This window comes from Labilibaculum antarcticum (assembly GCF_002356295.1).
Classification (GTDB): Bacteria; Bacteroidota; Bacteroidia; order Bacteroidales; family Marinifilaceae; genus Labilibaculum; species Labilibaculum antarcticum.
In genome coordinates, this window is sequence record NZ_AP018042.1 from 2898420 (window position 1) to 2921631 (window position 23212).

The 23212-nt window shown below is 37.8% G+C and carries 23 protein-coding genes; 18 read left to right on the top strand and 5 right to left on the bottom strand.

All coding sequences use genetic code 11. From position 1 onward, the window contains the following. Positions 1-139 precede the first annotated feature (139 nt). A complete protein-coding gene (locus ALGA_RS11430; RefSeq protein WP_096429422.1) occupies positions 140-1633 on the top strand; it encodes a sensor histidine kinase in 1494 nt (497 codons plus the stop codon). A 6-nt stretch (positions 1634-1639) separates the two neighbouring features. Next, positions 1640-2326 (top strand): response regulator transcription factor RprY, encoded by a 687-nt coding sequence (rprY, locus tag ALGA_RS11435; protein ID WP_096429423.1) that lies wholly within the window; start codon positions 1640-1642, stop codon positions 2324-2326. 75 nt (positions 2327-2401) lie between these two features. Here the strand turns inward: rprY and ALGA_RS11440 are convergent, their stop codons facing one another. From ALGA_RS11440 to ALGA_RS11455, 4 genes are all read right to left on the bottom strand, one after another. Beyond that, positions 2402-2698, bottom strand: coding sequence for a hypothetical protein (locus tag ALGA_RS11440; protein ID WP_096429424.1), 297 nt, complete (start codon positions 2696-2698; stop codon positions 2402-2404). 128 nt (positions 2699-2826) lie between these two features. Beyond that, a complete protein-coding gene (locus tag ALGA_RS11445) occupies positions 2827-3021 on the bottom strand; it encodes a hypothetical protein (RefSeq protein WP_096429425.1) in 195 nt (64 codons plus the stop codon). A gap of 173 nt (positions 3022-3194) precedes the next feature. Then, a complete protein-coding gene (locus ALGA_RS11450) occupies positions 3195-3413 on the bottom strand; it encodes a hypothetical protein (protein WP_145957618.1) in 219 nt (72 codons plus the stop codon). A gap of 164 nt (positions 3414-3577) precedes the next feature. After that, positions 3578-4741, bottom strand: a complete 1164-nt coding sequence (locus ALGA_RS11455; RefSeq protein WP_096429427.1) for a 1-acyl-sn-glycerol-3-phosphate acyltransferase — start codon at positions 4739-4741, stop codon at positions 3578-3580. A gap of 203 nt (positions 4742-4944) precedes the next feature. On the opposite strand from ALGA_RS11455, the gene ALGA_RS11460 reads away from it, so the two are divergent. From ALGA_RS11460 to ALGA_RS11535, 16 genes are all read left to right on the top strand, one after another. Then, the gene (locus ALGA_RS11460) at positions 4945-5706 is read left to right on the top strand and encodes a zinc metallopeptidase (RefSeq protein WP_231705949.1); all 762 of its coding nucleotides are present in this window, start codon (positions 4945-4947) and stop codon (positions 5704-5706) included. A gap of 183 nt (positions 5707-5889) precedes the next feature. Continuing rightward, a complete protein-coding gene (locus ALGA_RS11465; RefSeq protein ID WP_096429428.1) occupies positions 5890-6327 on the top strand; it encodes a hypothetical protein in 438 nt (145 codons plus the stop codon). Positions 6328-6868: 541 nt separating this feature from the next. Next, the gene (locus ALGA_RS11470; RefSeq protein ID WP_096429429.1) at positions 6869-7519 is read left to right on the top strand and encodes a CoA transferase subunit A; all 651 of its coding nucleotides are present in this window, start codon (positions 6869-6871) and stop codon (positions 7517-7519) included. A 14-nt stretch (positions 7520-7533) separates the two neighbouring features. Continuing rightward, the gene (gene kal / locus ALGA_RS11475; protein ID WP_096429430.1) at positions 7534-7917 is read left to right on the top strand and encodes a 3-aminobutyryl-CoA ammonia lyase; all 384 of its coding nucleotides are present in this window, start codon (positions 7534-7536) and stop codon (positions 7915-7917) included. Between the two features lie 9 nt (positions 7918-7926). Then, the gene (gene kce, locus ALGA_RS11480) at positions 7927-8751 is read left to right on the top strand and encodes a 3-keto-5-aminohexanoate cleavage enzyme (RefSeq protein WP_096429431.1); all 825 of its coding nucleotides are present in this window, start codon (positions 7927-7929) and stop codon (positions 8749-8751) included. A gap of 51 nt (positions 8752-8802) precedes the next feature. Next, positions 8803-9843, top strand: a complete 1041-nt coding sequence (gene kdd, locus ALGA_RS11485) for an L-erythro-3,5-diaminohexanoate dehydrogenase (protein WP_096429432.1) — start codon at positions 8803-8805, stop codon at positions 9841-9843. Continuing rightward, positions 9843-11105, top strand: a complete 1263-nt coding sequence (kamA, locus tag ALGA_RS11490) for a lysine 2,3-aminomutase (RefSeq protein ID WP_096429433.1) — start codon at positions 9843-9845, stop codon at positions 11103-11105. The genes kdd and kamA overlap by 1 nt, the downstream gene beginning before the upstream one ends. After that, positions 11092-12099, top strand: a complete 1008-nt coding sequence (kamB, locus tag ALGA_RS11495) for a lysine 5,6-aminomutase reactivase subunit KamB (RefSeq protein ID WP_096429434.1) — start codon at positions 11092-11094, stop codon at positions 12097-12099. The genes kamA and kamB overlap by 14 nt, the downstream gene beginning before the upstream one ends. Before the next feature lie 6 nt (positions 12100-12105). After that, on the top strand, positions 12106-13638 hold the full coding sequence (kamC, locus tag ALGA_RS11500) for a lysine 5,6-aminomutase reactivase ATPase KamC (RefSeq protein ID WP_096429435.1): 1533 nt from the start codon (positions 12106-12108) through the stop codon (positions 13636-13638). A gap of 6 nt (positions 13639-13644) precedes the next feature. Beyond that, a complete protein-coding gene (gene kamD / locus ALGA_RS11505) occupies positions 13645-15198 on the top strand; it encodes a lysine 5,6-aminomutase subunit alpha (protein ID WP_096429436.1) in 1554 nt (517 codons plus the stop codon). Between the two features lie 152 nt (positions 15199-15350). Next, positions 15351-16139 (top strand): lysine 5,6-aminomutase subunit beta, encoded by a 789-nt coding sequence (gene kamE, locus ALGA_RS11510; RefSeq protein ID WP_096429437.1) that lies wholly within the window; start codon positions 15351-15353, stop codon positions 16137-16139. A gap of 79 nt (positions 16140-16218) precedes the next feature. Next, positions 16219-16878: a 3-oxoacid CoA-transferase subunit B gene (locus tag ALGA_RS11515; protein ID WP_096429438.1), complete on the top strand. Its 660-nt coding sequence runs from the start codon at positions 16219-16221 to the stop codon at positions 16876-16878. Between the two features lie 56 nt (positions 16879-16934). Beyond that, positions 16935-18140, top strand: a complete 1206-nt coding sequence (locus ALGA_RS11520; RefSeq protein WP_096429439.1) for an acetyl-CoA C-acetyltransferase — start codon at positions 16935-16937, stop codon at positions 18138-18140. A gap of 190 nt (positions 18141-18330) precedes the next feature. After that, positions 18331-19470, top strand: coding sequence for an acyl-CoA dehydrogenase (locus ALGA_RS11525; protein WP_096429440.1), 1140 nt, complete (start codon positions 18331-18333; stop codon positions 19468-19470). Between the two features lie 106 nt (positions 19471-19576). Next, positions 19577-20362 (top strand): electron transfer flavoprotein subunit beta/FixA family protein, encoded by a 786-nt coding sequence (locus ALGA_RS11530; protein ID WP_096429441.1) that lies wholly within the window; start codon positions 19577-19579, stop codon positions 20360-20362. An 8-nt stretch (positions 20363-20370) separates the two neighbouring features. Further along, positions 20371-21369 carry an electron transfer flavoprotein subunit alpha/FixB family protein gene (locus tag ALGA_RS11535; protein WP_096429442.1) on the top strand — a complete coding sequence of 333 codons (999 nt, stop codon included), beginning with the start codon at positions 20371-20373 and terminating at the stop codon, positions 21367-21369. 153 nt (positions 21370-21522) lie between these two features. Here ALGA_RS11535 and ALGA_RS11540 read toward each other — a convergent pair whose 3' ends face one another. Next, positions 21523-22641, bottom strand: coding sequence for an ATP-grasp domain-containing protein (locus ALGA_RS11540; RefSeq protein WP_096429443.1), 1119 nt, complete (start codon positions 22639-22641; stop codon positions 21523-21525). Positions 22642-23212 lie beyond the last annotated feature (571 nt).

The window sequence follows — 23212 nt, forward strand, 5'->3', positions numbered from 1 at the left end:
TAAAATAGATTAAATCCAAATCTATAAAAGCTCATGATTATTCCTTCATTTTAACTGTTGTTAAAGGCTATGGTTTAAACTTGTGTTAAAGATTGTTAAGCCATAATAGCTACGGCGGGTTTTTTTTATATTTGTATCTATGAATCAAAAATATATTTGGCTTGTAACAATCGTACTCAGTATTTCCTTATGTGGACTGATATTGGTTCAGATTAGCTTTTTTCAGTCAGCTTCGAAAATAAAGGAGGAACAATTGGCGCTTACGGTTAGTAAGGCGTTAGATCAGGTTGTGGCGGAATTAGAAAGAGCGGAAGTAGAACAAATTATTTTGAAAGGGGATGTTTCTGGCTTTACGAATGGCACAGTTGTTAGTAAAGCTAGATCAGGATTTAATATAGACATTCCTATGGATGCGACTCACAATAAAACAAAATTGAGTTTTTATTCTGAAAATAAGGAGTATAGTATTGGGGAAGGGGTATTGAATCCTGAAGGCTTAACGGGATTATCGAAATGGCAACCTAAATTTGCTAATGCTTTTAATGCGGGTGGTTATTCGCCTGGTGTAATCGCTAGTCGATTAGCTAGTTCGACCTTAAGTTTAAGCGAACGGATTGATATGGAACAACTTCCGCGCTTGATTGAGGAAAAATTAAAGGATAATGGAATCAAGTTAAGTTTTGAATATGCTGTAAAATCAAAAAACAAAATAGAAAAACGATCAAAAAATTATTATCGAAATCCTTCTTTTGAAAAATACGGCAAGAAGCTTTTTCCGAATGATCTTTTCTCTAATTTGAATGTTATATATGTATATTTCCCAGGACAACAGAGGTATACGATGAAATCTTACTCCATGTTGATTCCGTCTTTCGTTCTTACCCTGGTATTGATTCTTTCGAGTGCATTTACGATCTACATAATTTTTCGCCAGAAAAAATTATCGAATATTAAGAATGACTTTATTAATAATATGACGCATGAGTTTAAAACTCCTATTGCTACAATTTCTTTAGCCTCACAAATGTTGAAGGATAATACTGTTACCACAACAGCATCTACAAGAGATCATATTGCTAAAATTATAAATGACGAAAGCCGAAGGTTAACTTATCAGGTTGAAAAGGTTTTGCAAATGGCTGTTTTTAATGAGGTGAGAATGAAACTGAAGTTGAAGACAGTTAGCGTTCATAAAATAATTCAAAATTTATTGCCTAACTTCACAATAAGAGTTGAAGACAGAAAGGGGAATATGTATCAGAATATTGATGCCGAGCATGATCTTGTGATGGCGGACGAGGTGCATCTAAGCAATGTAGTGGCAAATTTATTGGATAATGCCATTAAGTACAGTAAGGATGCTCCCGAAATAAGTATTAGTACAAGGAATAAAAATAAGGGTATCGTTATAACAATTACTGATAATGGTATCGGAATAACAAAAGAAGATCAAAAAATGATATTTGAACGTTTCTTTAGAGTTCATACAGGAAATGTTCATGATGTAAAAGGATTTGGTTTGGGATTGTCCTATGTTAAAAAAATAACGGATGCCCATAATGGACAGGTAAGCGTTGATAGTATACCTGATAAAGGATCTAAATTTGAAATATATCTTCCCTTAAAAAAATAGATACATATGGAACAAGTTAAAATTTTATTAGCAGAAGATGATGCTAATCTAGGCCTTTTGCTAAAAGAGTATTTAATTGCAAAAGGCTATAATACTACGCTTTGCGAAGATGGAGATAAAGCATACGATGAATTTTTAAAGAATCCATATGATTTATGCATTTTTGATATCATGATGCCACATAGAGATGGTTTTACTCTTTCGAAAGATATTCGTTTGATCAATAGTGAAATCCCAATTATTTTCTTGACTGCAAAGTCTATGAAAGAGGATGTGCTTGAAGGTTTTAAGCTGGGAGCAGACGATTATATGACGAAACCGTTTAGTATGGAAGAATTGTTGGTTCGTATCGAAGCTGTTTTAAGAAGAACTTCGGGAGTGAAAAGTGAAAACACTCAGGAAGAGTTTAAATTAGGTCGCTTTTTGTTTGATTCAAAGAAGCAATTTCTTAAAGATGGAGATGTTACCACTAAACTGACAACAAAGGAATCGGAGTTGTTAAAGCTCCTATGCAATAATGTAAATAAAGTTTTAGAGCGTAATTTAGCTCTTAGAACAATCTGGTCAGACGATAATTATTTTAATGCCAGAAGTATGGATGTTTATATTACTAAGCTGAGAAAGCATTTAAAGCCTGAACCAGGCATTGAAATTATCAATGTGCATGGCAGAGGATACAAATTGATCATGTAATAGATTATTAGATATAGAAAACGCCGATCATTTGATCGGCGTTTTTTTTATGAGTTGTTAATCCTCAGAATTTATCTAAAAATCAGATTCATCTGGGTTTTCTTGATTTTCTTGATTTTCAGAGAGTTCTTTGTCGCGTTTAATCAAATCCTGATACAGGCTACGCATATATTTGATTCCAAATTGCATCGCTTCCTGCTTGCTTTGAAATTTCGATTTGATTAACTGATGCATGCTTAATTCATCGCTTGGGTCACCAGTGTAGTAGAAGATATCTATGTTAGGTCTATTTCCTTTTTTCTTAATTTCCATTCCGAACCAGGTGACGAATTCCTGATCTCCTACTTTAATGTGTCTTAAAATTTTTATCATTTGCTGATTTTTTTTTCTGTTGCGAAGGTACTTCAATTTTTTCTAAGGATAGATATTGAATTCTTAGAAGGTGAAAAAAAAGGATCTTCATTAGAAGATCCTCATTATTAATAAAGTTAACTTACTTTTTAAAAAGTAAGTTGTGGATTGATAACATCAGATAGAATCTCATGGTAACGTCCGGAATAATTTTCCAGGCACCAATTTTTAAGTTCCTCAATATCGGTTGGAGTTAGCCATTCGATAGCTTTAGTTAGCTCCTTGCGAAAAAGAGCAAAATCAAAACTTACATTTGCCAGCACGATTTTTGTTTGTTCAAGCATAATTATTCAAGTTTATAGTTTTTGTAGAGCTTGTACTACTAAGCTACAGTATTCTTGGATGATTCAAAAATACATTAACAAGCCTTAACATTTTTTACAGTTTTAATAATGCACATTTTTAAATTTAATAATATTTACTTGATGTGAAATTATAGGCTTAAAAAAAAGAGCTGTTAAAGCTCCTCTTCTTTTTTTTGTTTTTCCAATTCTTTAATCTTCTTTTCTTGGCTATTTAATAGTACCATAGAAATTGTAAGGATAAACATTACAATTAATTCGATGTATATTCCACTTCTATCAGGAGTTTCGGCAGTGGAGTTTAGAAGGTTAAGGATTGCAGCCACCATAATTAAAAAGGTGGACATGATTAATAGGAGTTTAATTAGTTTCATCTTTTTTTAATTTTAGCAAATTGTCATATTTGAGTTGTAAGATAATTAATTTCATAGTGAAACAAAATGAAATTGTTTTGCATGGGTCTTATCTGTTTCAATAATGAATTTATTAAAAATTAAGATCAAAAAAAAATGGCCTTCATAAGAAAGCCATTGTATTTTTATTTGTCCACAATGAAATCCGGTTTTTTTAATTCTAATCTGTTTTTAACAGGATTAGCATAAATTTCAAGGAAAATTTGATTCAATCTTTCAGGATCTCCATCATCAGGATTAATTTTCTTTTCCTTGTGTCTTAAGAAAAGATCTTTTTCTTCAGCCGTATATTTATGAGCAAATTCATTCGTTTCGTTCACAATATCAAAGGCTATGTAATTGTCGGGCCAAAGTTTGTAGTTCTTGTGAATTCGGTAGTCAATCAAGTCTGCAAGAGCTTTAAATTTATCTCGGCTGTCATCCATCTCCTCAATAACATCAAGCATTTCAGATATAGGCTTTCCGATTACAAAATTAACACGACCCTTTTCATTAACCATTCCTTTAATCATGCTTCTCAAATCATCCTTAGGAGTTTTTTTATAACCTTGATTGGTCTCTTTTCTATAAACTTCCAGGGTTTTCATTGAATCGCAAGGCTCGTATTCGTATGAGATGGCAACGGGAACAATTCGCAAGCTTTTAAAGTGCTCCGAGAAGGTTGCATTACCACCCATTTGTAACATTTTCAACAAGCTTTGTTGAGTTCTGTCATCGCCATCTTTTGTTCGTCCTTCTCTTTGTGCAATCCAAATAGATGCCTTTTTAGTGTTTAGTGCATACTGGATATAGCTTGAAAGAAGCTTTGAGCTGGTGAGCATTTGGCGAACTGATACGTTACGCTGTACAACAAAGCTTTTGTTTAGTTTAACCAAGTCAGCTATCCATGGTTGAATCAACAGATTACTACCAATAGCTATTTCTGTTGTTTCAAAACCATTATTGAAAAGCATTACATTTAGTAATGCAGAATCTAGAATGATATCACGATGATCCGAAATGAAAAGATAACTTTCTTTTGGATCAAGATTTTCCAACCCATCAATGGTAATGCCTTTGGTGGTGTGGTCAATAATATGTTGTGCTAGTCGAACAGTGAAGTTGCTCTGAAATTCTTTTATTGTATTAACACCTCCTAGAGATTTCACAATCATTTCTTTCGAAAATCCTGGAAATAACTGCTGGGCGAAACGAATAAAAGCTTCTTCTTTTATTAAACGTTCTAAGGTTTCTATTACCTCGGAATCGTTGTAAGGTCGAATAGCATCAAAATCTGAGTCGGTGAACATGCTTGGTTCTTTTTTGTTTTTTAAGGAAAGGCAAAAATAAGCAAATTATATGGAATGTCTAGGAAATAGGGCTTGCTTTTTGTTTTTAAAGTGTTTAAGCTCCTTGGAATTCAAATATTCGCATTTCTGAATGGCTGCACTACCTTACTGGATTTGGGGAGGATGACTCTCAGTTTGAGTACGATATTAACTGTCAAATCGACATGAGATGTTGGCGTATCAATTTTGGCAAAGAATTTGAGTTTTCTGTTGTAAAGATTAAATTAACTAACGGGAGGAATATAATGATTGGAATTTGGATCATATTTATTGCATTTACTTTATTGAGTTGGTTGGTGAGCAGTCAGTTAAAAACGAGATTTAAAAAATACTCTAAAATACCGACAGCAAATGGGATGACGGGACGTGAAGTTGTTGAGCAAATGTTAAGGGATCATGGCATCAGAGGTGTTAAGATTGGCTCTGTTGACGGACAGTTATCGGATCACTACAATCCTGCAAATAAAACCATCAATCTTAGTAGTGATGTTTATCATGGAAGAAATATTGCCGCAGCAGCTGTGGCGGCGCATGAAACCGGTCATGCAATTCAACATGCCGAAGCATACATGTGGCTTGAGATGCGGTCAGCTTTAGTGCCTGTTGTCAGTTTTAGTTCAAAATGGGTGCAGTGGGTTCTTTTGGCAGGAATTCTGATGGTGAATACTTTTCCGGAGCTACTTTTGGCAGGAATTGTATTGTTTGCCGGTACAACCCTTTTTAGTATTATAACCTTGCCTGTTGAAGTGGATGCCAGTAGGAGGGCGCTGGTTTGGTTGAAAACATCAGGTATTACTAGCTATGAAACCCAAAAAAGTGCTTTTGATGCATTAAAATGGGCGGCGTATACCTATTTTGTCGCAGCTCTTTCTTCCTTGGCAACACTACTTTACTATGTGATGATTTATATGGGAAGGCGCAATTAAATAAATATAAAGCGGAACGTTAATAAAATAAAATCCTTTTTACTGCCTGGTGATTTACTATCGGGTAGGAAAGGATTTTTTTAAACTTATCGGTCAACGGATTTACTGTGTTTTTGTTTAAATAAAAAGTAAGGAATTAGAATCCTTTTCTTATTTTTAATCTTTCAAAATAAGAAATAAGATATGACTAAAATAACAAAATACGGATTTGTACTTTCCTTTGTCTGGATAGGTTTTTTATTGGCGATTAGTTTTATGGAGGCTTGGGTCAAGTTTCGTGCTGAATCGCTTGATCTGCCAACTGGGTTAGATGTTGGAATGCATGTATTCGGAGCCTTAAATCTGGTTGAGCGCTTCTTCGCGGCAATGCTTTTGGTTTATGTGTTTGTTTACTACACAGATAAGCTGGTAGTGCTTGCCGGTTTAACCATTTTCACATTTGTAATTGCACAATCAGGATATTTGTTGCCGGAATTGAATGAGCATGCTCAATTAATTATTCAAGGAATGCAACCTGAAAAGAGTTCTGCTCATCTTATGTATGGCTTAATGGAGTTTGTAAAATTGATTGCTCTGGTTGTTTTGGGTTTTAGACAGGTTTGGATATTTAAGTTAGCTTGAATTGAGTTTTGATCCGGAAAAAAGAGTTAAAAATTAAACATTAACAGTAGTAAACCTCGCTCGTGGCCAATTTGGGTTGCTGAGCGGGGTTTGTTGTTTGTGATTTGCTATTCCTTCCCGCTGAAAGTGAATATTTCATGTATATCTGCCATTAAATTCACTTTTTATCACTTTAAATCTTCTTTTTTGCCTTTTGTGTTTTGTAACAGGCAGAAAAAATGCATCAAAATTGCATGTTGTTCAGCATGCAATAATGCTATTTGTATTCAATTAATCTAAAAATTTTTAACATTGGTGTTAAGAATTACACTTGGGAATATCCGTTTGTGAGCAAAATGGAGAGATTTTCATTCTTGTTTAGAATGATTAAAAAGACCACGAGGGTTCATGTATTTTTCATTTGGAATTGATCTTCGTCTGGAGTGTTGCAATCGTTTTCATTAACGCATTTAAAAATTATCTTTGTCGCATAAATAGATTTAAAACTTCTGTTTTATTACGGATGTGGAGTTTTTTAACAAAATGGTAAAACAATTTTTCGATGAACAAGATAATCTCAATTAAAGAAGCAGTTGCTAAACTGCAGGATGGAATGACCATCATGATCGGAGGATTTCTTTCGGTAGGAACTGCAAATAATATGATCGACGAGGTCGTTTTTTCCAATGTTAAAAATTTAACTATCATTTGTAATGATACTGCTTTTGCCGATAAAGGTCTGGGGAAGTTGATTGCCAACAAGCAGGTGACTAAGGTGATTACTTCACATATTGGAACCAATCCGGCGACGATTGAGCAGATGAATAGTGGTGAAATTACTGTGGAATTTAGTCCTCAGGGGACTTTAGCCGAACGTGTTCGTTCTGGCGGGGCAGGCCTTGGTGGTGTGCTTACTCCAACAGGTTTGGGAACTATGGTGGCCGAAGGAAAAGAGATTATAATTGTTGATGGAAAAGAGTTTTTACTTGAGAAACCTTTACGGGCAGATGTTGCTTTAATAGGTGCAAGTGTTTGTGATTCTATTGGAAATCTTACTTACAGAGGAACTTCTCAGAATTTTAATCCGTTAATGGCTACCGCTGCTGATTTGGTAATTGTAGAGGCACAGGAAATGGTAGAGGCTGGAACATTGAAGCCGGAAGAGGTAAAGACTCCTTCTATTTTCGTAGATTTTATTGTAAACAACAACTAACTAAATATAAACAAATGGAAAAGGCAATGATTAGAATGCGCATGAGTTCTCATGATGCTCATTATGGTGGAAATCTTGTGGATGGAGCAAAAATGCTTCAATTATTTGGTGATGTAGCAACAGAATTGTTAATCCGTCGTGATGGTGATGAGGGGTTATTTGCAGGATACGAGAATGTTGAATTTTTAGCTCCCGTTTATGCAGGTGATTTTATTGAAGCTGTTGGCGAAATCATTAAAGAAGGAAACTCAAGTCGTAAAATGACTTTTGAGGCTCGTAAAGTAATTGTACCAAGAGCGGATATTTCTGACTCGGCAGCTGATTTTCTGGAAGAACCAGTAGTTGTTTGCAGAGCTATCGGCACATGTGTTACACCAAAGAAATCTCAACGCAAATAATTATAAGCCATGGAAAAACTGATCATCACAGCAGCCATTTGTGGCGCAGAAGTTACCAAAGAACACAATCCAAATGTTCCTTATACCATTGAGGAATGTGTTCGTGAAGCAGGTTTGGCTTACGAAGCTGGTGCCAGCATTATTCATCTTCATGTAAGAACTGATGATGGAACTCCTACTCAGGATAAGAATCGTTTTAAAATGGTGATGGATGCAATCCACGCGAAATATCCTGATGTAATTATTCAGCCATCAACTGGTGGTGCTGTAGGTATGACTAATGATGAAAGATTACAGCCAACGGAATTGAACCCGGAAATGGCAACTCTTGATTGTGGAACTTTAAATTTTGGCGGCGACGAGATTTTCGAGAATACTGAGAATACAATTAAGTATTTCGGTGAGAGAATGATCGAGAGAGGAATCAAACCAGAATTGGAAGTTTTCGATAAATCGATGATTGATATGGCACTTCGTCTAAACAAGAAAGGATTTATTAAATCGCCAATGCACTTCGATTTTGTAATGGGAGTGAATGGAGGAATTTCGGGTACTCTTCGCGACTTCGTTTTCTTACGGGAAAGCATTCCTGCCGATGCAACTTATACGGTTGCTGGTGTTGGTCGTTTTGAATTCCCATTGGCCACTGCGGCCATTATTGATGGGGGGCATGTTCGTGTAGGATTTGAGGACAATACAATGATTTCGAGAGGAATTGTAGCGGAATCAAATGGTCAGTTGGTTGAGAAAGTTGTTCGCATGGCAAAAGAATTAGGCCGCGAAATTGCAACACCAGCCGAGGCACGGGAAATTTTAGGATTAAAACGAAAGTAAGATTAGATAAATAAGAAAAGAGATCTTAAATCTAACATCTCATATCTGATAATGGAAATGAACAAAGGAAATAAATACGGAACACACAGAGTACTTGAACCAAAAGGTACTCTTCCACAACCAGCTCAAAAGTTGGATAACAACATGTCGATTTACGACAATGAAGTTTTAATTGATGTTCAAACATTGAATATCGATTCGGCAAGTTTTACTCAGATTAAGGGTGCTTGTGATGCTGATAAAGCAAAGATGGAAGAAATGATTCTTTCTATAGTTGCTGAGCGTGGGAAAATGCAAAATCCGGTAACGGGTTCTGGTGGAATGTTGATTGGAACGGTTAAGGCTGTTGGTCCTAACTTCCCAAATCAGGATTTAAAGGTTGGTGATAAGATAGCCACATTGGTTTCTTTATCATTAACTCCTCTTAAGATCGAAAAGATTACAAATATTAATCTTTCTAACGATCAGGTTGATGTAGATGCTCAGGCGATTCTTTTTGCGAGTGGCTTGTATGCGGTTCTTCCAACAGACTTGCCTGAAAAATTAGCTTTAGCGGCTTTAGATGTTGCTGGTGCTCCTGCTCAGGTAGATCGTTTGGTGAAAGAAGGCGACACGGTTTGTATCATCGGTGGTGGTGGAAAATCGGGTGTGCTATGCTGCTACCAGGCAATGCAGAAAATTGGGCCAAAGGGAAAAGTAATTGTTGTAGAGTATTCGAAAGAAAACGCACAGCGAATTAAAGATCTTGGCTTAGCAACCGATGTTATTGTGGGTGACGCAACAGATGTAATGGATGTTTACAAAAGAGTAACCGAAATTACTGGTGAAGAAGGATGCGATGTCGTGATCAACAATGTAAATGTCGCTTCAACCGAAATGTCATCAATCTTAATTACTAAAGACAGAGGATGCGTTTATTTCTTCTCAATGGCTACCTCATTTAGTAAAGCTGCTCTAGGAGCAGAGGGTGTAGGTAAAGATGTGGATATGATTGTAGGGAATGGTTATGCAATTGGGCATGCCGACCTAACATTAGATATCATTAGAAATTCAAAAGGAATTAGAGAATTGTTCGAAAAATTATACGTGTAATGACTAACAACGACAGACGCAGAGAAATGTTTCCTGAGGTAACCGATATTCAGTGGAATGACTGGAAATGGCAGGTGCGTAACCGTATTGAAACATTAGATCAGTTAAAAAAGTACATTAGTTTAACAGAAGAGGAAGAAGAAGGAGTTCGCCGATCATTGGCATCATTGCGTATGGCTATTACTCCATATTATATGACTCTGATTGATCAGGGAAATCCAAATTGTCCGGTTCGCAAGCAGGCAATTCCAACAGCTGCAGAAGTTCATTATTCTGATGCAGATATTTTGGATCCATTGCACGAGGATGAGGATTCTCCTGTTCCTGGATTGACTCACCGTTATCCGGATCGTGTTTTGTTTCTGATTACTGATATGTGTGCAATGTATTGTCGTCATTGTACCCGCCGTCGTTTTGCCGGCCAGTCCGATTCTTCAGCTCCTCAGGATAATGTCGAGAAAGCAATTGAGTACATCGCAAATACGCCACAGGTGAGAGATGTACTTCTTTCTGGTGGTGATGCTTTACTGATCAGCGATGATAAATTAGAGTATATTATTAGCAGTTTGCGAGCTATTCCTCATGTTGAGATTATTCGTATTGGAACTCGTACTCCTGTTGTTTTGCCACAGCGTATTACCGATAATTTGGTGAATATGTTGAGTAAATATCATCCGATTTGGCTGAATACTCATTTCAATCACTCTGATGAGATAACGGAAGATTCTAAAAATGCATTGGCTCGCATGGCAAATGCAGGTATTCCTTTAGGAAATCAATCGGTTCTTTTAAAAGGAGTAAATGATTGTGTTCACATCATGAAAAAGTTAATGCACAACTTAGTGATGAACAGAGTTCGTCCGTACTATATTTATCAGTGTGATCTTTCGATGGGATTGCAGCATTTCAGAACTCCTGTTTCAAAAGGAATTGAGATCATTGAGAACCTTCGTGGTCACACCTCTGGTCTTGCTGTACCAACTTTTGTAGTTGATGCTCCAGGAGGAGGAGGCAAAATTCCGGTTATGCCGCAGTATGTTGTTTCGCAGAGTCCGGGAAAAGTGGTTTTGAGGAATTTTGAAGGGGTGATTACCACCTATACTGAACCTACTCATTACGATAATAAATGCACTTGTCCTGATTGCACAATGAATGAGAAGCTTGAAGGAGTTGCGTCTCTTCTGCATGGAGATAGATTATCTATAGAACCAGATCATTTGGCGAGAAAAGATAGAAATAAAAAGATAGATGCCGTTTCTTAATGACATAGAAAATTATAAGAGTCTTTCGATTGTAGGACTTGAAAAAAATACCGGGAAAACCGAGTGTTTGAACTACGTGCTGTCCCGACTTAGGGACAGCCGTAAACAAATAGCTCTGACTTCAATTGGTATTGATGGTGAAAACCGTGATCAAGTTACACGAACAAATAAGCCGGAAATTGAGCTTAGCGAAGGGATGATTTTTGTGACTTCGGAATTGCATTACAAACAGCGAAAGCTGGTTTCTGAAATTATAGATGTCTCTCGTCAATCAACAAGTTTAGGTCGATTGGTAACCGCAAAAGCTTTGACCAAAGGCAAGGTTCTCTTATCAGGACCGGCCAGTAATCATTCCATTAAGGAGTTAATTGCTGATTTAAAAAATAAAGGAGTAGAGTTGACCATTGTTGATGGAGCTTTGTCTCGAAAAAGTATTGGATCACCAGCTGTAACCGATGCCATGATCTTGGCAACAGGAGCAGCTCTTTCGGCCAATATTACCCAATTGGTTTTCAAAACCAAATTTGTGTATGACTTGATTCAGTTGCCGGAAATTGAAATGAATTTGAAAACTCAATTGTCAAATGTGGATCGTGGCATTTGGGCAATCGATTCGGAAGGTACATTTCAGGATACAGGAATTAGTTCTGTTTTGTTGATTAAGAAAGAAAAAGACAGACTTTTTCAGCATGGTAATCGCTTTTTTGTGAGCGGAGCCGTAACGGATCAGTTTCTAGAATTTCTGAAAAATCAGAAACAGATTTCTGAAATCAACTTGATTGTAAGGGATTTTACAAGAGTATTTGCAAGCCCTGAAACCTATTATGCTTTTGTAAAGCGAGGTGGAAGCATGCAGGTCTTGAATAAAACTAATTTGTTGGCGATAACAATTAACCCTGTTTCGCCGGATGGGTACCGATTAAATTCGGATGAGTTGAAAAGAGCATTGCAGGATAAAGTAAATGTTCCTGTGTATGATATAAAAAAAATGTAGCGTATTATGCAAGATTTGAAGTCAAATGTGATCGAAACCTTAAGGCTTAATACTGATGTGGAAATTGATGAAAACAGCAGGCAAAGCGATGCTGTTCTTAGCCCAATTTCACAACCGGTGTTGTTTCGGGAAGTAGCAGCACATACAAGCGGATTGCAGTTTCTAATGGAAGATCTTGATTTGAGATCTCCAATGGGAAGACGCTACCTGCTGGATTCAAAATTGATGTGTTGCGAAAAAGAGATCAGTGCAGAATTGAATTTTATTGATCAGCTTGAGCAAGCACTGGAGCTTAATTCAGATTTGATTTCTAAAATTCAGAGCAAATTATCGCACTTGCGTGATATCCGCGGAAGCGTAAACAATTTGATTGGAAATTTAGTTCTTGATGATGTTGAGCTGTTCGAAATTAAGCTGTTTGCTTTGTTGGCACAGGAAATTGTTGAGCTTCAAAAAGAAGGAAAGCAGAGTTTTCTGGAAATCTCGGATTTGAGTCAGTTGATTCGCTTGCTGGATCCTCAAAACACAAAAATTCCATCTTTTTACATTTACGATAATTACTCAGAGGAATTGGCTGAAGCTCGAAAAGAGTTGAAGTTGGCTAAAAGTAAGAATGGAGAATCCGATTTAGATATAGAAGTTTTGTTTGCCAAAATGCAGGAGATTGAAGCGAATGTTCGCGAAGAACTTTGCACTAAGATTTCTCAGTTTGGAGGTCTTCTGGCGAATGCATTAAATCAATTGGCACATTTGGATTTACTGATAGCGAAAGCTGTTCAGGCCAAAAAATGGGACTTCAGTAAGGCTGAAACGTCCGAAGGGGAAACTTCATATACGGGAATGTTCAACCCGATGATTAAAAATGAACTGGCAAATCAGAACAAGGAATATCAAGCAATTGATATTGATCTTGAACGATCGGTTTGTTTGATTACCGGAGCAAATATGGCCGGGAAAACGGTGGTGTTAAAAACACTCGCTCTTTGTCAGTATTTGTTTCAATTTGGCTTTTTTGTTCCAGCCACATCGGCACAAATTAGCATTGTTGATAAAGTGATGATATCGGTAGGCGATGAGCAATCAGAATTAAATGGCTTGTCATCTTTTGCCTCTGAAATGTTGAATGTGAGCCGTATGGTAAAAGATTCAAAAAATCAGAACAATGTTTTGATTTTGATTGATGAATTGGCTCGAACAACAAATCCGGTGGAAGGTTTGGCTATTGTGAATGCTGTGGCTGATATTTTTTATCAAGGAAAAATTAGAAGTGTTATAACCACTCATTACAGTGGATTGAAATATAAATTCAGAAAACTTCGGGTGAAAGGTCTGGATAAGGATTTGGGTGCAAATGTGATCACCTACAAAAATATAAACAGTTATATGGATTATTCATTGGTAGAGGATCTTGAAGGGGAAGTTCCTCATGAAGCGCTTCGGATTGCTTCTTTATTGGGAATCGATAAAGAGATAATTGAACGGGCGCAGAACCATTTGAATGAAGAAACTAGCAAGGAAAATACATTTATAAAAGGATAATTGAATATGCAAAGGAGTAAACTAGGTCTTGATTTTGAGAAAGTTGGGCACGCAAAAGAGGTGTCGAAGCGAATTGCAGACGATGTTCAGAAATTCGTAGAGAACTATTCTACTGTTTCAGTTGAGCGAACTTTGTGTCGTCTTCTGGGAATCGACGGAGTTGACAAGAACGAGGTGCCGTTGCCAAATGTTGTTATTGATGAACTTCAGGAAAAAGGAGTTTTGAGCGAAGGTGTAATGTTCTTTTTGGGAAATGCAATTCTGGAAACAGGTTTAAACCCACAAGAAATTGCAGAGAAAGTCGCTGTTGGCGAATTGGATATAACTAAGATTCCTGTTCGTTCGACTGAAGAAATTCACAAGGCCATTGAACCTTTTGTAACGAAAAGTATTCAGGTAATTAGAGATCGCAAAGCAAAAAGAGATAATTACATAAATACAATTGGCGAAGGTCCAAAGCCTTATTTGTACGTGATTGTAGCAACTGGAAACATTTACGAAGATGTTGTTCAGGCTGAGGCTGCTGCTCGTCAGGGTGCTGATATTATTGCGGTAATTCGTACTACCGGACAAAGTTTGCTGGATTACGTTCCTTACGGAGCTACAACCGAAGGTTTTGGTGGAACTGTCGCAACTCAAGAGAATTTCCGAATTATGCGTACTCACCTAGATAAGATTGGTGAGGAAGAGGGGAAATATATCCGTTTGTGTAATTACTGTTCTGGTTTGTGTATGCCAGAGATTGCTGCCATGGGAGCAATTGAAGGTTTGGATGTGATGTTGAATGATGCATTGTACGGTATTCTTTTCCGTGATATCAACATGCAACGTACTATCGTTGATCAGTACTTCTCAAGATTATTGAATGGTTTTGCTGGTGTAATTATTAACACCGGAGAAGATAATTACCTAACAACTGCTGATGCATTTGATGAGGCTCACACGGTGTTGGCTTCTGATTTTATTAATGAGCAGTTGGCTTTGGTAGCAGGTTTGCCTGAAGAGCAAATGGGATTAGGTCACGCTTTCGAAATGGAACCAGGACTAGAGAATGGTTTCCTTTATGAGTTGGGTCAAGCTCAAATGATCAGAGAGATTTTCCCTAAGGCTCCTCTAAAATATATGCCTCCAACAAAATTCATGACTGGAAATGTTTTTAAAGGTCATGTTCAGGATGCATTATTCAATCAAATTTCAATTTGGACAGGACAAGGAATTCAATTGTTGGGAATGCTTACCGAAGCAATTCATACACCATTCATGTCCGATAGATATCTTTCTATTGAGAATGCAAAATACATCTTCAACAATATGAAGAGTATTGGTGATGAAATGGAATTTAAAGAAGGTGGAATCATCCGTCAGCGTGCAGCAAAAGTTCTTGATGATGCAATCGAATTGGTTGAGAAAATCGAAAAAGAAGGATTGTTCAATGCACTTGAAAAAGGGATTTTTGCTGATATCAAACGTCCCAAAGATGGTGGTAAAGGTTTAGCTGGAGTTGTGGAAAAAGGAAGCAACTACTTTAATCCGTTTATTGAATTATTGCATAAAAAGTAACAAATAACAAGTATAAAGTATCAAGCGAAAAGTTCCGGAAAAATAAGTTTTGTGAGCTGGACAGTTCCCCTTACAGGGCGGATTTAGTGGGGTGTTAAATGCTCAACTAAGATAACTTCTTGATACTGCTTAAAATATAAGGAGACAAAAATATGAGTGGAGGTCTTTATTCAACCAATTCCAACGAATTTGATAAAACCCTTGATCTAACTAAGATCAAGCCTTACGGTGATACCATGAATGATGGTAAAACTCAGGTTAGTTTTACTTTGCCAGTAGAGAAAGGCGATGAAGCCATCGAAGCTGCCAAGCAGATGATGAGAAAAATGGGTTTTGAAAATCCTCAGGTAGTGTATGTTCAAGAGTTAATGAAAGGGTTTACCTTTTTCAATTGTTATGGCGATTGTGTACATACTGTAGATTTTACGGGAATTACTGTTCCTAAAGTGGAAGCTACAGCCATGGATATGCACGAAACCGATGATTTTATCAAAGAAAACATTGGTCGTCCGATTCGTATTCTTGGAGCCAGTACTGGCAGTGATGCGCATACCGTAGGGATTGATGCAATTATGAACATGAAAGGTTTTGCCGGACATTACGGTTTAGAGCGTTACGGCATGATGGAAGCTTTGAACATGGGTAGTCAGGTGCCAAATGAAGAATTTATTGCGAAAGCGATCGAATTTAAGGCAGATGTTCTTTTGGTATCTCAAACGGTAACTCAAAAAGATATTCACATTAAAAACCTTGTTGAGCTTGTTGAACTAATGGAGGCTGAAGGATTACGCGAAAAGGTAATTTTGATTTGTGGCGGACCACGAATTTCTCATGAGTTGGCAAAAGAATTAGGCTACGATGCAGGTTTTGGAATGAACAAATATGCCGATGATGTAGCATCGTATGCTGCACAGGAATTAAGCCGTAGGTTGAACGCGTAAATAAAGAGAAATAGTACAATGTATCAGGATGAAGGTCTTGATACTTGAATCTTGATACTGAATACTAAAAAACACTCAAATGGATAAAAATGAAATCAGAGAGGTAATTGCTAGGAGAGCTGCTCTCGAATTGCACGATGGTGATGTGGTGAATTTGGGGATAGGATTGCCAACCATTATCCCAAATTACGTTCCTGAAGATGTGAATGTGATTTTACAATCGGAGAATGGATTGTTGGGTATGGGTGCTGCTCCTGCTGAAGGAGAAGAAGATCTTGATTTTGTTAACGCAGGAGGTGGATTCATCACTTGTAAAAAAGGCGCCAGTAGTTTCGATAGTTCTGTTTCTTTTGGAATCATTAGAGGAGGACACGTTGATGTAACTGTTTTGGGTGCTCTTCAGGTAGATGAAAAAGGAAATTTGGCCAACTGGATTATTCCGGGTAAAAAGACTCCTGGCATGGGAGGAGCTATGGATTTGATCGTTGGAGCCAAGCGTGTGATTCTTGCTATGGAGCATACTGCACGGGGTAGCCATAAAATCATGACCGATTGTAATCTTCCATTAACTGCTGCTGGTCAGGTAGACATGATCATCACAGAAATGGGTGTTATGGATATCGTTCCTGAAGGAATTCTTTTGAAAGAGATCAATCCTTTGTTTACAATTGAGCAAATTCAGGAAGCTACTGATGCAAAATTAATTATTGCTGAGGATTTAATTGAAATGAAAAAGTAGGGACACGATAGGTCGTGTCTTAAACGATAAAGTATCAATCAGAAAATCAAAATACAATGAGCAAAGTATATATTGTCGCAGCCAAGCGAACTGCAGTAGGTAAATTTTTGGGAGCACTAACTCCTGTTAAAGCTGCTGATTTGGCAGCAATTGTAATCAAGAACATCATTTCTGAAACGGGTATTGATGCAGCTAAGATTGATGAGGTTGTTATTGGTAATATCCTTATGGCTGGTCAAGGGCAGGGAATTGCCCGTCAGGCTTCTATTAAGGGTGGTATTCCTCAGGAAGTACCTGCTTACGGAATCAATATGATTTGTGGTTCGGGGATGAAAACAATCAGTTTGGCTTATGCTAACATTAAAGCTGGGGAAGCAAATTTGATTCTTGCCGGAGGAACTGAGAACATGTCAGATGCTGGTTTTGTAATGCCGGGAACTGTTCGTGGCGGACACAAAATGATGGATTTGAAAGCCGTTGACCACATGGTTTTGGATGGATTAACAGATGCTTTTTCAGGCTATCACATGGGAATTACAGCCGAAAATATTGCTGATAAATATAACTTAACCCGCGAAGAGCAGGATGCTTTTTCTTTTGCTTCTCAGCAAAAAGCAATGGCCGCTCAGGATAATGGGAATTTTAAGAATGAAATTGTTCCTGTAGAGATTAAATCTCGCAGAGAAACAATCATTTTTGATGCAGATGAATTCATTAATCGCGGAACCAGCGTAGAAAAATTAGCTGGCTTGCGTCCGGCTTTCAAAAAGGATGGAACCGTAACTGCTGGCAATGCATCAGGTATTAACGATGGTGCTGCTTTTGTAATGGTGGCATCGGAAGAAGCCGTTAAAGAGTTTGGTTTGACTCCTCTTGCAGAAATTGTCGCCACCGGACAAGGTGGTGTAGATCCTGCAATTATGGGCATGGGACCAGTTCCTGCTATTGCAAGTGCATTGAAGAAAGCCAACATGAAATTGGAACAAATGGACGTGCTGGAACTAAACGAAGCTTTTGCCGCTCAATCATTAGGAGTCGTAAAACAATTGTGCGAAGATCACGCAGTTGATGCTAATTTCTTTGCCGAAAGATGCAATTTGAACGGTGGAGCTATTGCTTTAGGTCACCCAATTGGAGCATCAGGAACTCGTATCACCGTAAGTTTGATTCACGAAATGAAGCGCAGCGGAAAAGAGTACGGTTTGGCTTCACTTTGTATCGGTGGCGGAATGGGAACTGCAATTATTTTGAAAAACGTGTAATGATATCAAGTATCAAGTAAAAAATGTCAAGAAAATAACTTTTCCAGAGAATGATGCGAGTAAAGTCCTTGCTCAAGTCTGGGAATTAGTATTGGAACTGTAAATTAAAATCTCCTTTAGGAGATTTAGGGGTAGGTCAGTGTTTAATTTTCGAAGATATTAAAATCTTGATGCCATTCTAATAAAAACTATGAATTTTAGCTTAACAAAAGAACAGGAATTATTTCTGCAAATGATTAAAGATTTTGCGGAGAGAGAGGTAAAGCCTTTGGCTGCTGAAGTGGATGATTTGGAACGTTTCCCAATTGAAACAGTTGAGAAAATGGCCAAAATTGGAATCATGGGTATTCCAATTCCCAAGCAATATGGTGGTGCTGGTGGAACAAATGTAATGTACTCGATGGCAGTTGAAGAATTGTCTGCCGTATGTGCAACTACAGGAGTTATTGTATCGGCTCATACATCCTTGTGTGCGGCTCCTATTTTGGAGTACGGAACAGAGGCACAAAAGCAAAAATACCTTCCTAAACTCGCTTCAGGAGAGTGGATTGGTGCTTTTGGTTTGACAGAACCTAACGCCGGTACCGATGCTTCAGGACAACAGACAACTGCAATTGAGGATGGCGATAACTATATTATCAACGGAAGTAAGATATTTATTACCAATGCTGGATTTGCTCATGTTTATGTGATTTTGGCAATGACTGACAAGTCTCAGGGAACACGTGGGATTACAGCTTTTATCATTGAAAAAGGGACTCCTGGATTTTCTATCGGAAAGAAAGAGAAGAAAATGGGTATTCGTGGTTCTGCAACCTGCGAATTGGTATTTGAAAACTGCCTTGTTCCTAAGGAAAACATGTTGGGTAAATTGAGCAAAGGTTTCGGTATTGCCATGAAGACTTTAGATGGCGGACGTATTGGTATCGCGGCTCAGGCTTTGGGTATTGCTCAGGGAGCTATCGACGAAACAGTGAAATATGTGAAAGAAAGAAAACAATTCGGTCGTCCGATTTCTGCATTCCAAAACACACAATTTCAGTTGGCTGATATGAATACCAAAACGGAAGCTTCCCGTATGTTGGTTCGCAAAGCGGCTTTCAAAAAAGATGCTAAACTTCCTTATTCGGTGGATGCTGCAATGGCTAAACTTTACGCTGCTGAAACAGCAATGGAGGTAACCAATAAAGCGGTTCAACTTCACGGAGGATATGGTTATACCAGAGAATATCCGGTAGAGCGTATGATGCGTGATGCAAAAATCACCGAAATCTACGAAGGAACATCCGAAGTTCAGAAAATGGTAATTTCAGCTAACATGTTAAAATAAGGATTTAATCATTCGTAGGGACACGACATGTCGTGTCCATTTGACACGAAACGATATAAGGGCACAACATGTTGTGTCCATACAATCCCAACAAAAAGAAAACAAAATGAAAATAGTTGTCTGTATTAAACAGGTGCCGGATACAACCGAAATAAAAATTGATCCAGTAACGGGAACTTTAATCCGTGACGGTGTGCCAAGTATTATGAACCCTGATGATAAGAGTGGTTTGGAAATGGCATTGCAATTAAAAGATGAAAAAGGAGCTCACGTAACCGTAATTACGATGGGACCTCCTCAGGCCGATTTAATTCTTCGTGAAGCGTATGCCATGGGAGTTGATCGTGCCATTCACTTAACGGATCGAAAATTTGCAGGAGCAGATACTTTGGCTACTTCACATGCTTTGGCTGGAGCATTACGGAAGATCGATTTTGATCTTTTGATCACAGGTCGTCAGGCGATTGATGGTGATACAGCTCAGGTAGGTCCTCAGATTGCTGAGCATCTTGATTTGCCTCAGGTATCTTATTTGGAAGATTTGACATTCGACGGAGATAAGACATTCACAATGAAACGTCATATCGAAGACGGATACCAAATGTTAGAAGTGGAAGCTCCTTGTGTGGTAACTGTTCTTTCATCGGCAAATACTCCTCGTTACATGAATGTTGGTGGCATTGTTGATGCTTATAAAAATGAAGTTGAGGTTTGGGGATTCAACGAAATTGAAGTTGATGAGAAAGATCTGGGACTAAAAGGATCTCCAACAAGTGTTTATAAGGCATTTGCGCGTGGTTTGAAACCATCGGGAGAGCTTTACGAAGTAGGAACTGATGAGGCCGTAGGAATCATCATCAAGAAATTAAAAGAGAAATTCATTCTAAACTAATTATAGCCATGAATTTAGAAGATTACAAAGGCATATACGTCTTTATTGAGCAACGTGAAGGTATTATTCAGAACGTAGCTTTAGAGTTGTTAGGACAGGCTAGAAAGCTAGCTGATGAATTGAACAACAAAGTGTACGCAATGTTTTTGGGAGATCAGATTACTGACCAGGCACAAGGCTTAATTGCCTGTGGTGCCGATGAGGTGATTGTGGTTGATGCTCCTGAACTAAAAGAGTATACTACAGAACCATATACGCAGGCAATTTGCCAAATTATCAACGAAAGAAAGCCTGAATCTTTATTTATCGGGGCAACCACTTTAGGCCGTGATTTGGGGCCAAGAGTTTCGGCTCGCATTGGCACTGGTTTAACTGCCGATTGTACAAAAATTGAGATTGGCGAAAATGGGGAGATGTTAATGACTCGTCCCGCTTTCGGAGGAAATTTGATGGCAACTATTGTTTGTAAAAATCATCGTCCGCAAATGGGAACTGTTCGTCCGGGAGTATTGTTCGCAATGGATGCTGACAAAAGTCGCACAGGAGCTATCGTGAACTACCAGGTGAAATTCAATGCCGCTAAGTTTCGTGTGAAGTTGTTGGAAACCGTTAAGGAAGACCATAATCTTATCGATATTACCGAAGCCAAAATTTTGGTTTCAGGCGGACGAGGAATTGGCAACAAAGAAGGTTTCGAGGCTATGGATGCATTGGCAACTACATTACATGCAGAAGTTTCGGCTTCCCGTGCCATGGTTGATGCCGGTTACATTGGTCATGATCGTCAGGTGGGGCAGACAGGTAAAACGGTTCGTCCTGACTTGTATTTTGCATTTGGTATTTCAGGAGCCATTCAGCACGTTGCCGGTATGGAGGATTCCGATTTGATTATTGCAGTAAATAAAGACAAGAACGCACCGATTTTTCAGGTTTCCGATTTGGGTATCGTTGGCGATGCCAAACAAATCATTAAAAAGCTAACCGAGAGATTGGAGAAACAAAATTAATTACACTACAACTACAATTTGTAAGACCTGTTCGAATTATTTCGGACGGGTCTTTTTTTTTGCTCCTGCAGATTTGTAATCCTGTTTGTGTGCAACGGGAATTTTAAATTCCCAGCTCAGCAACCCAGAATGTAAATCTGGATTAGCAAATATTTATGCCGGGGGGGGCTCTTTTTTAGTTGATCTGTTGAAAATAGAAATGACTTTACCAAAGCCTTTCATAATTTCGGGAAGCGGATCTTTTATTATATAGTTCCACGAAGAATTTTTCAGGCTCGTTAGTTTCCGTTTATGGATCAATTCTTTTCGGAAGTGCAGCAATGCTGGTTTTGCAAGATAGAAGCTGGTTTCAATGTAACCCTTATATTCTATTTTTTCATTCTTGGCTGTTTTTAACATTAGCAAAGGAAAATTGACGCCGGCGTACAGGGATCCTATTAGAGTACTCCACATCCGGGGGTTAAAATCTATCAAATAATAGGAGTTTGATTCTTTTTGATGGATAAAATCCAAATGGGCAATGCCACTCCAATTCAGATCATGGATGATGGCTTTTGTTTGCGCTAAAAGTTGAGCGTCTGCCACAAATTCAATTCCTGTAGCAAAAGAAAAGGCCTCGCGAACCAATCCTTGTTGAATGGTGTAGGCTATAATTTCCCCATCTTTGGCCAACAGACTGATGTCGATATCATCCCCTTGAATATGCTCCTGGAAAATGAAGTTTTCAGAAACAAAATCTGTGTTTTCGATATATTCCATTGCTTCATTGATATCATGAAGCAGTTTTATTCTGTTATCCTTAAAGTCCCAGCGAGGTTTTAGGAGAAAGGGTAAATTGAGTTTCTTTATGTTGGCAATCGCGACAGGATAACTTTTAGGACTTGCAAATGAGTGTTTTTCCAACCACTGAGCAAGCAACCATTTGTCCGAAATAGTTTCAAAATCATTCCGATTGGGAATAGGGGGCAGTGGTGATCCATTAAATTCCTCCCTGTATTTTGAAAATAGTTGATAGCCACGATGTTTTATGGGAAGAATGGTATCGATTTTCCATTCTTTTACGAACTCTATGATTTTATTTACTTTATCTTTTTCATCAATGGCAGTAAGGTAGATGTATTTATTTACGTGTTTAGAATAAGGTATTGTATTAAAATATGGCTTTCGTTCGAAAGACACGACAAAAATATTCATGCCTTTATCATTACATAGGCAACGAATTGTGTCAAGCAAATAAGGACTACCCTTGTCGTCAATTAGTAATACATTCATAAAGTCATATTTTATTTGTCTACATAAGGTAAGTTTTTATGAGTTTTGGTACAAAAAGAAATGACTGAAGGTTGAAAAGTGTAAGCTAATGAGCTTGTTTTTAGGGGAAAGCAATAAATTAATTGAAAATGAAAACGGTCATCTTTCCAGATGACCATTTGGTTTTACAAGTAGTAATAAGAGTTTATTTCTTCAAGATTTTATAGAATCCAGACAGGTTTATTTAAGTCTTGCAAATTAAACTTGTATGGTTGAAATTTGCCGAATTAAATCTCCAGCCATTCATCCATCTCCATAAAATCGACCTGTTGCTGATGCATATATTTAAAATTGGCTTCATCATCGAACCGAGCAACAACTTCTTTCTTCAATAGCTTTGTTGGTTTTATCGATAAACAAGTTAGGTAGCTATTCCACGGATAATCCACGGCAATATTCGTAAAGCCGTGATGAATGGGGTTGTTGTGGATGTATAAGACCAGCGTCCGAAGATAGTTTTCGTCTTCTACCAGTTTTCTTTTGAAAGGCCTTTCGAAAAGGGAGCCTGTACGTTGGTACTTTTTATTGATGT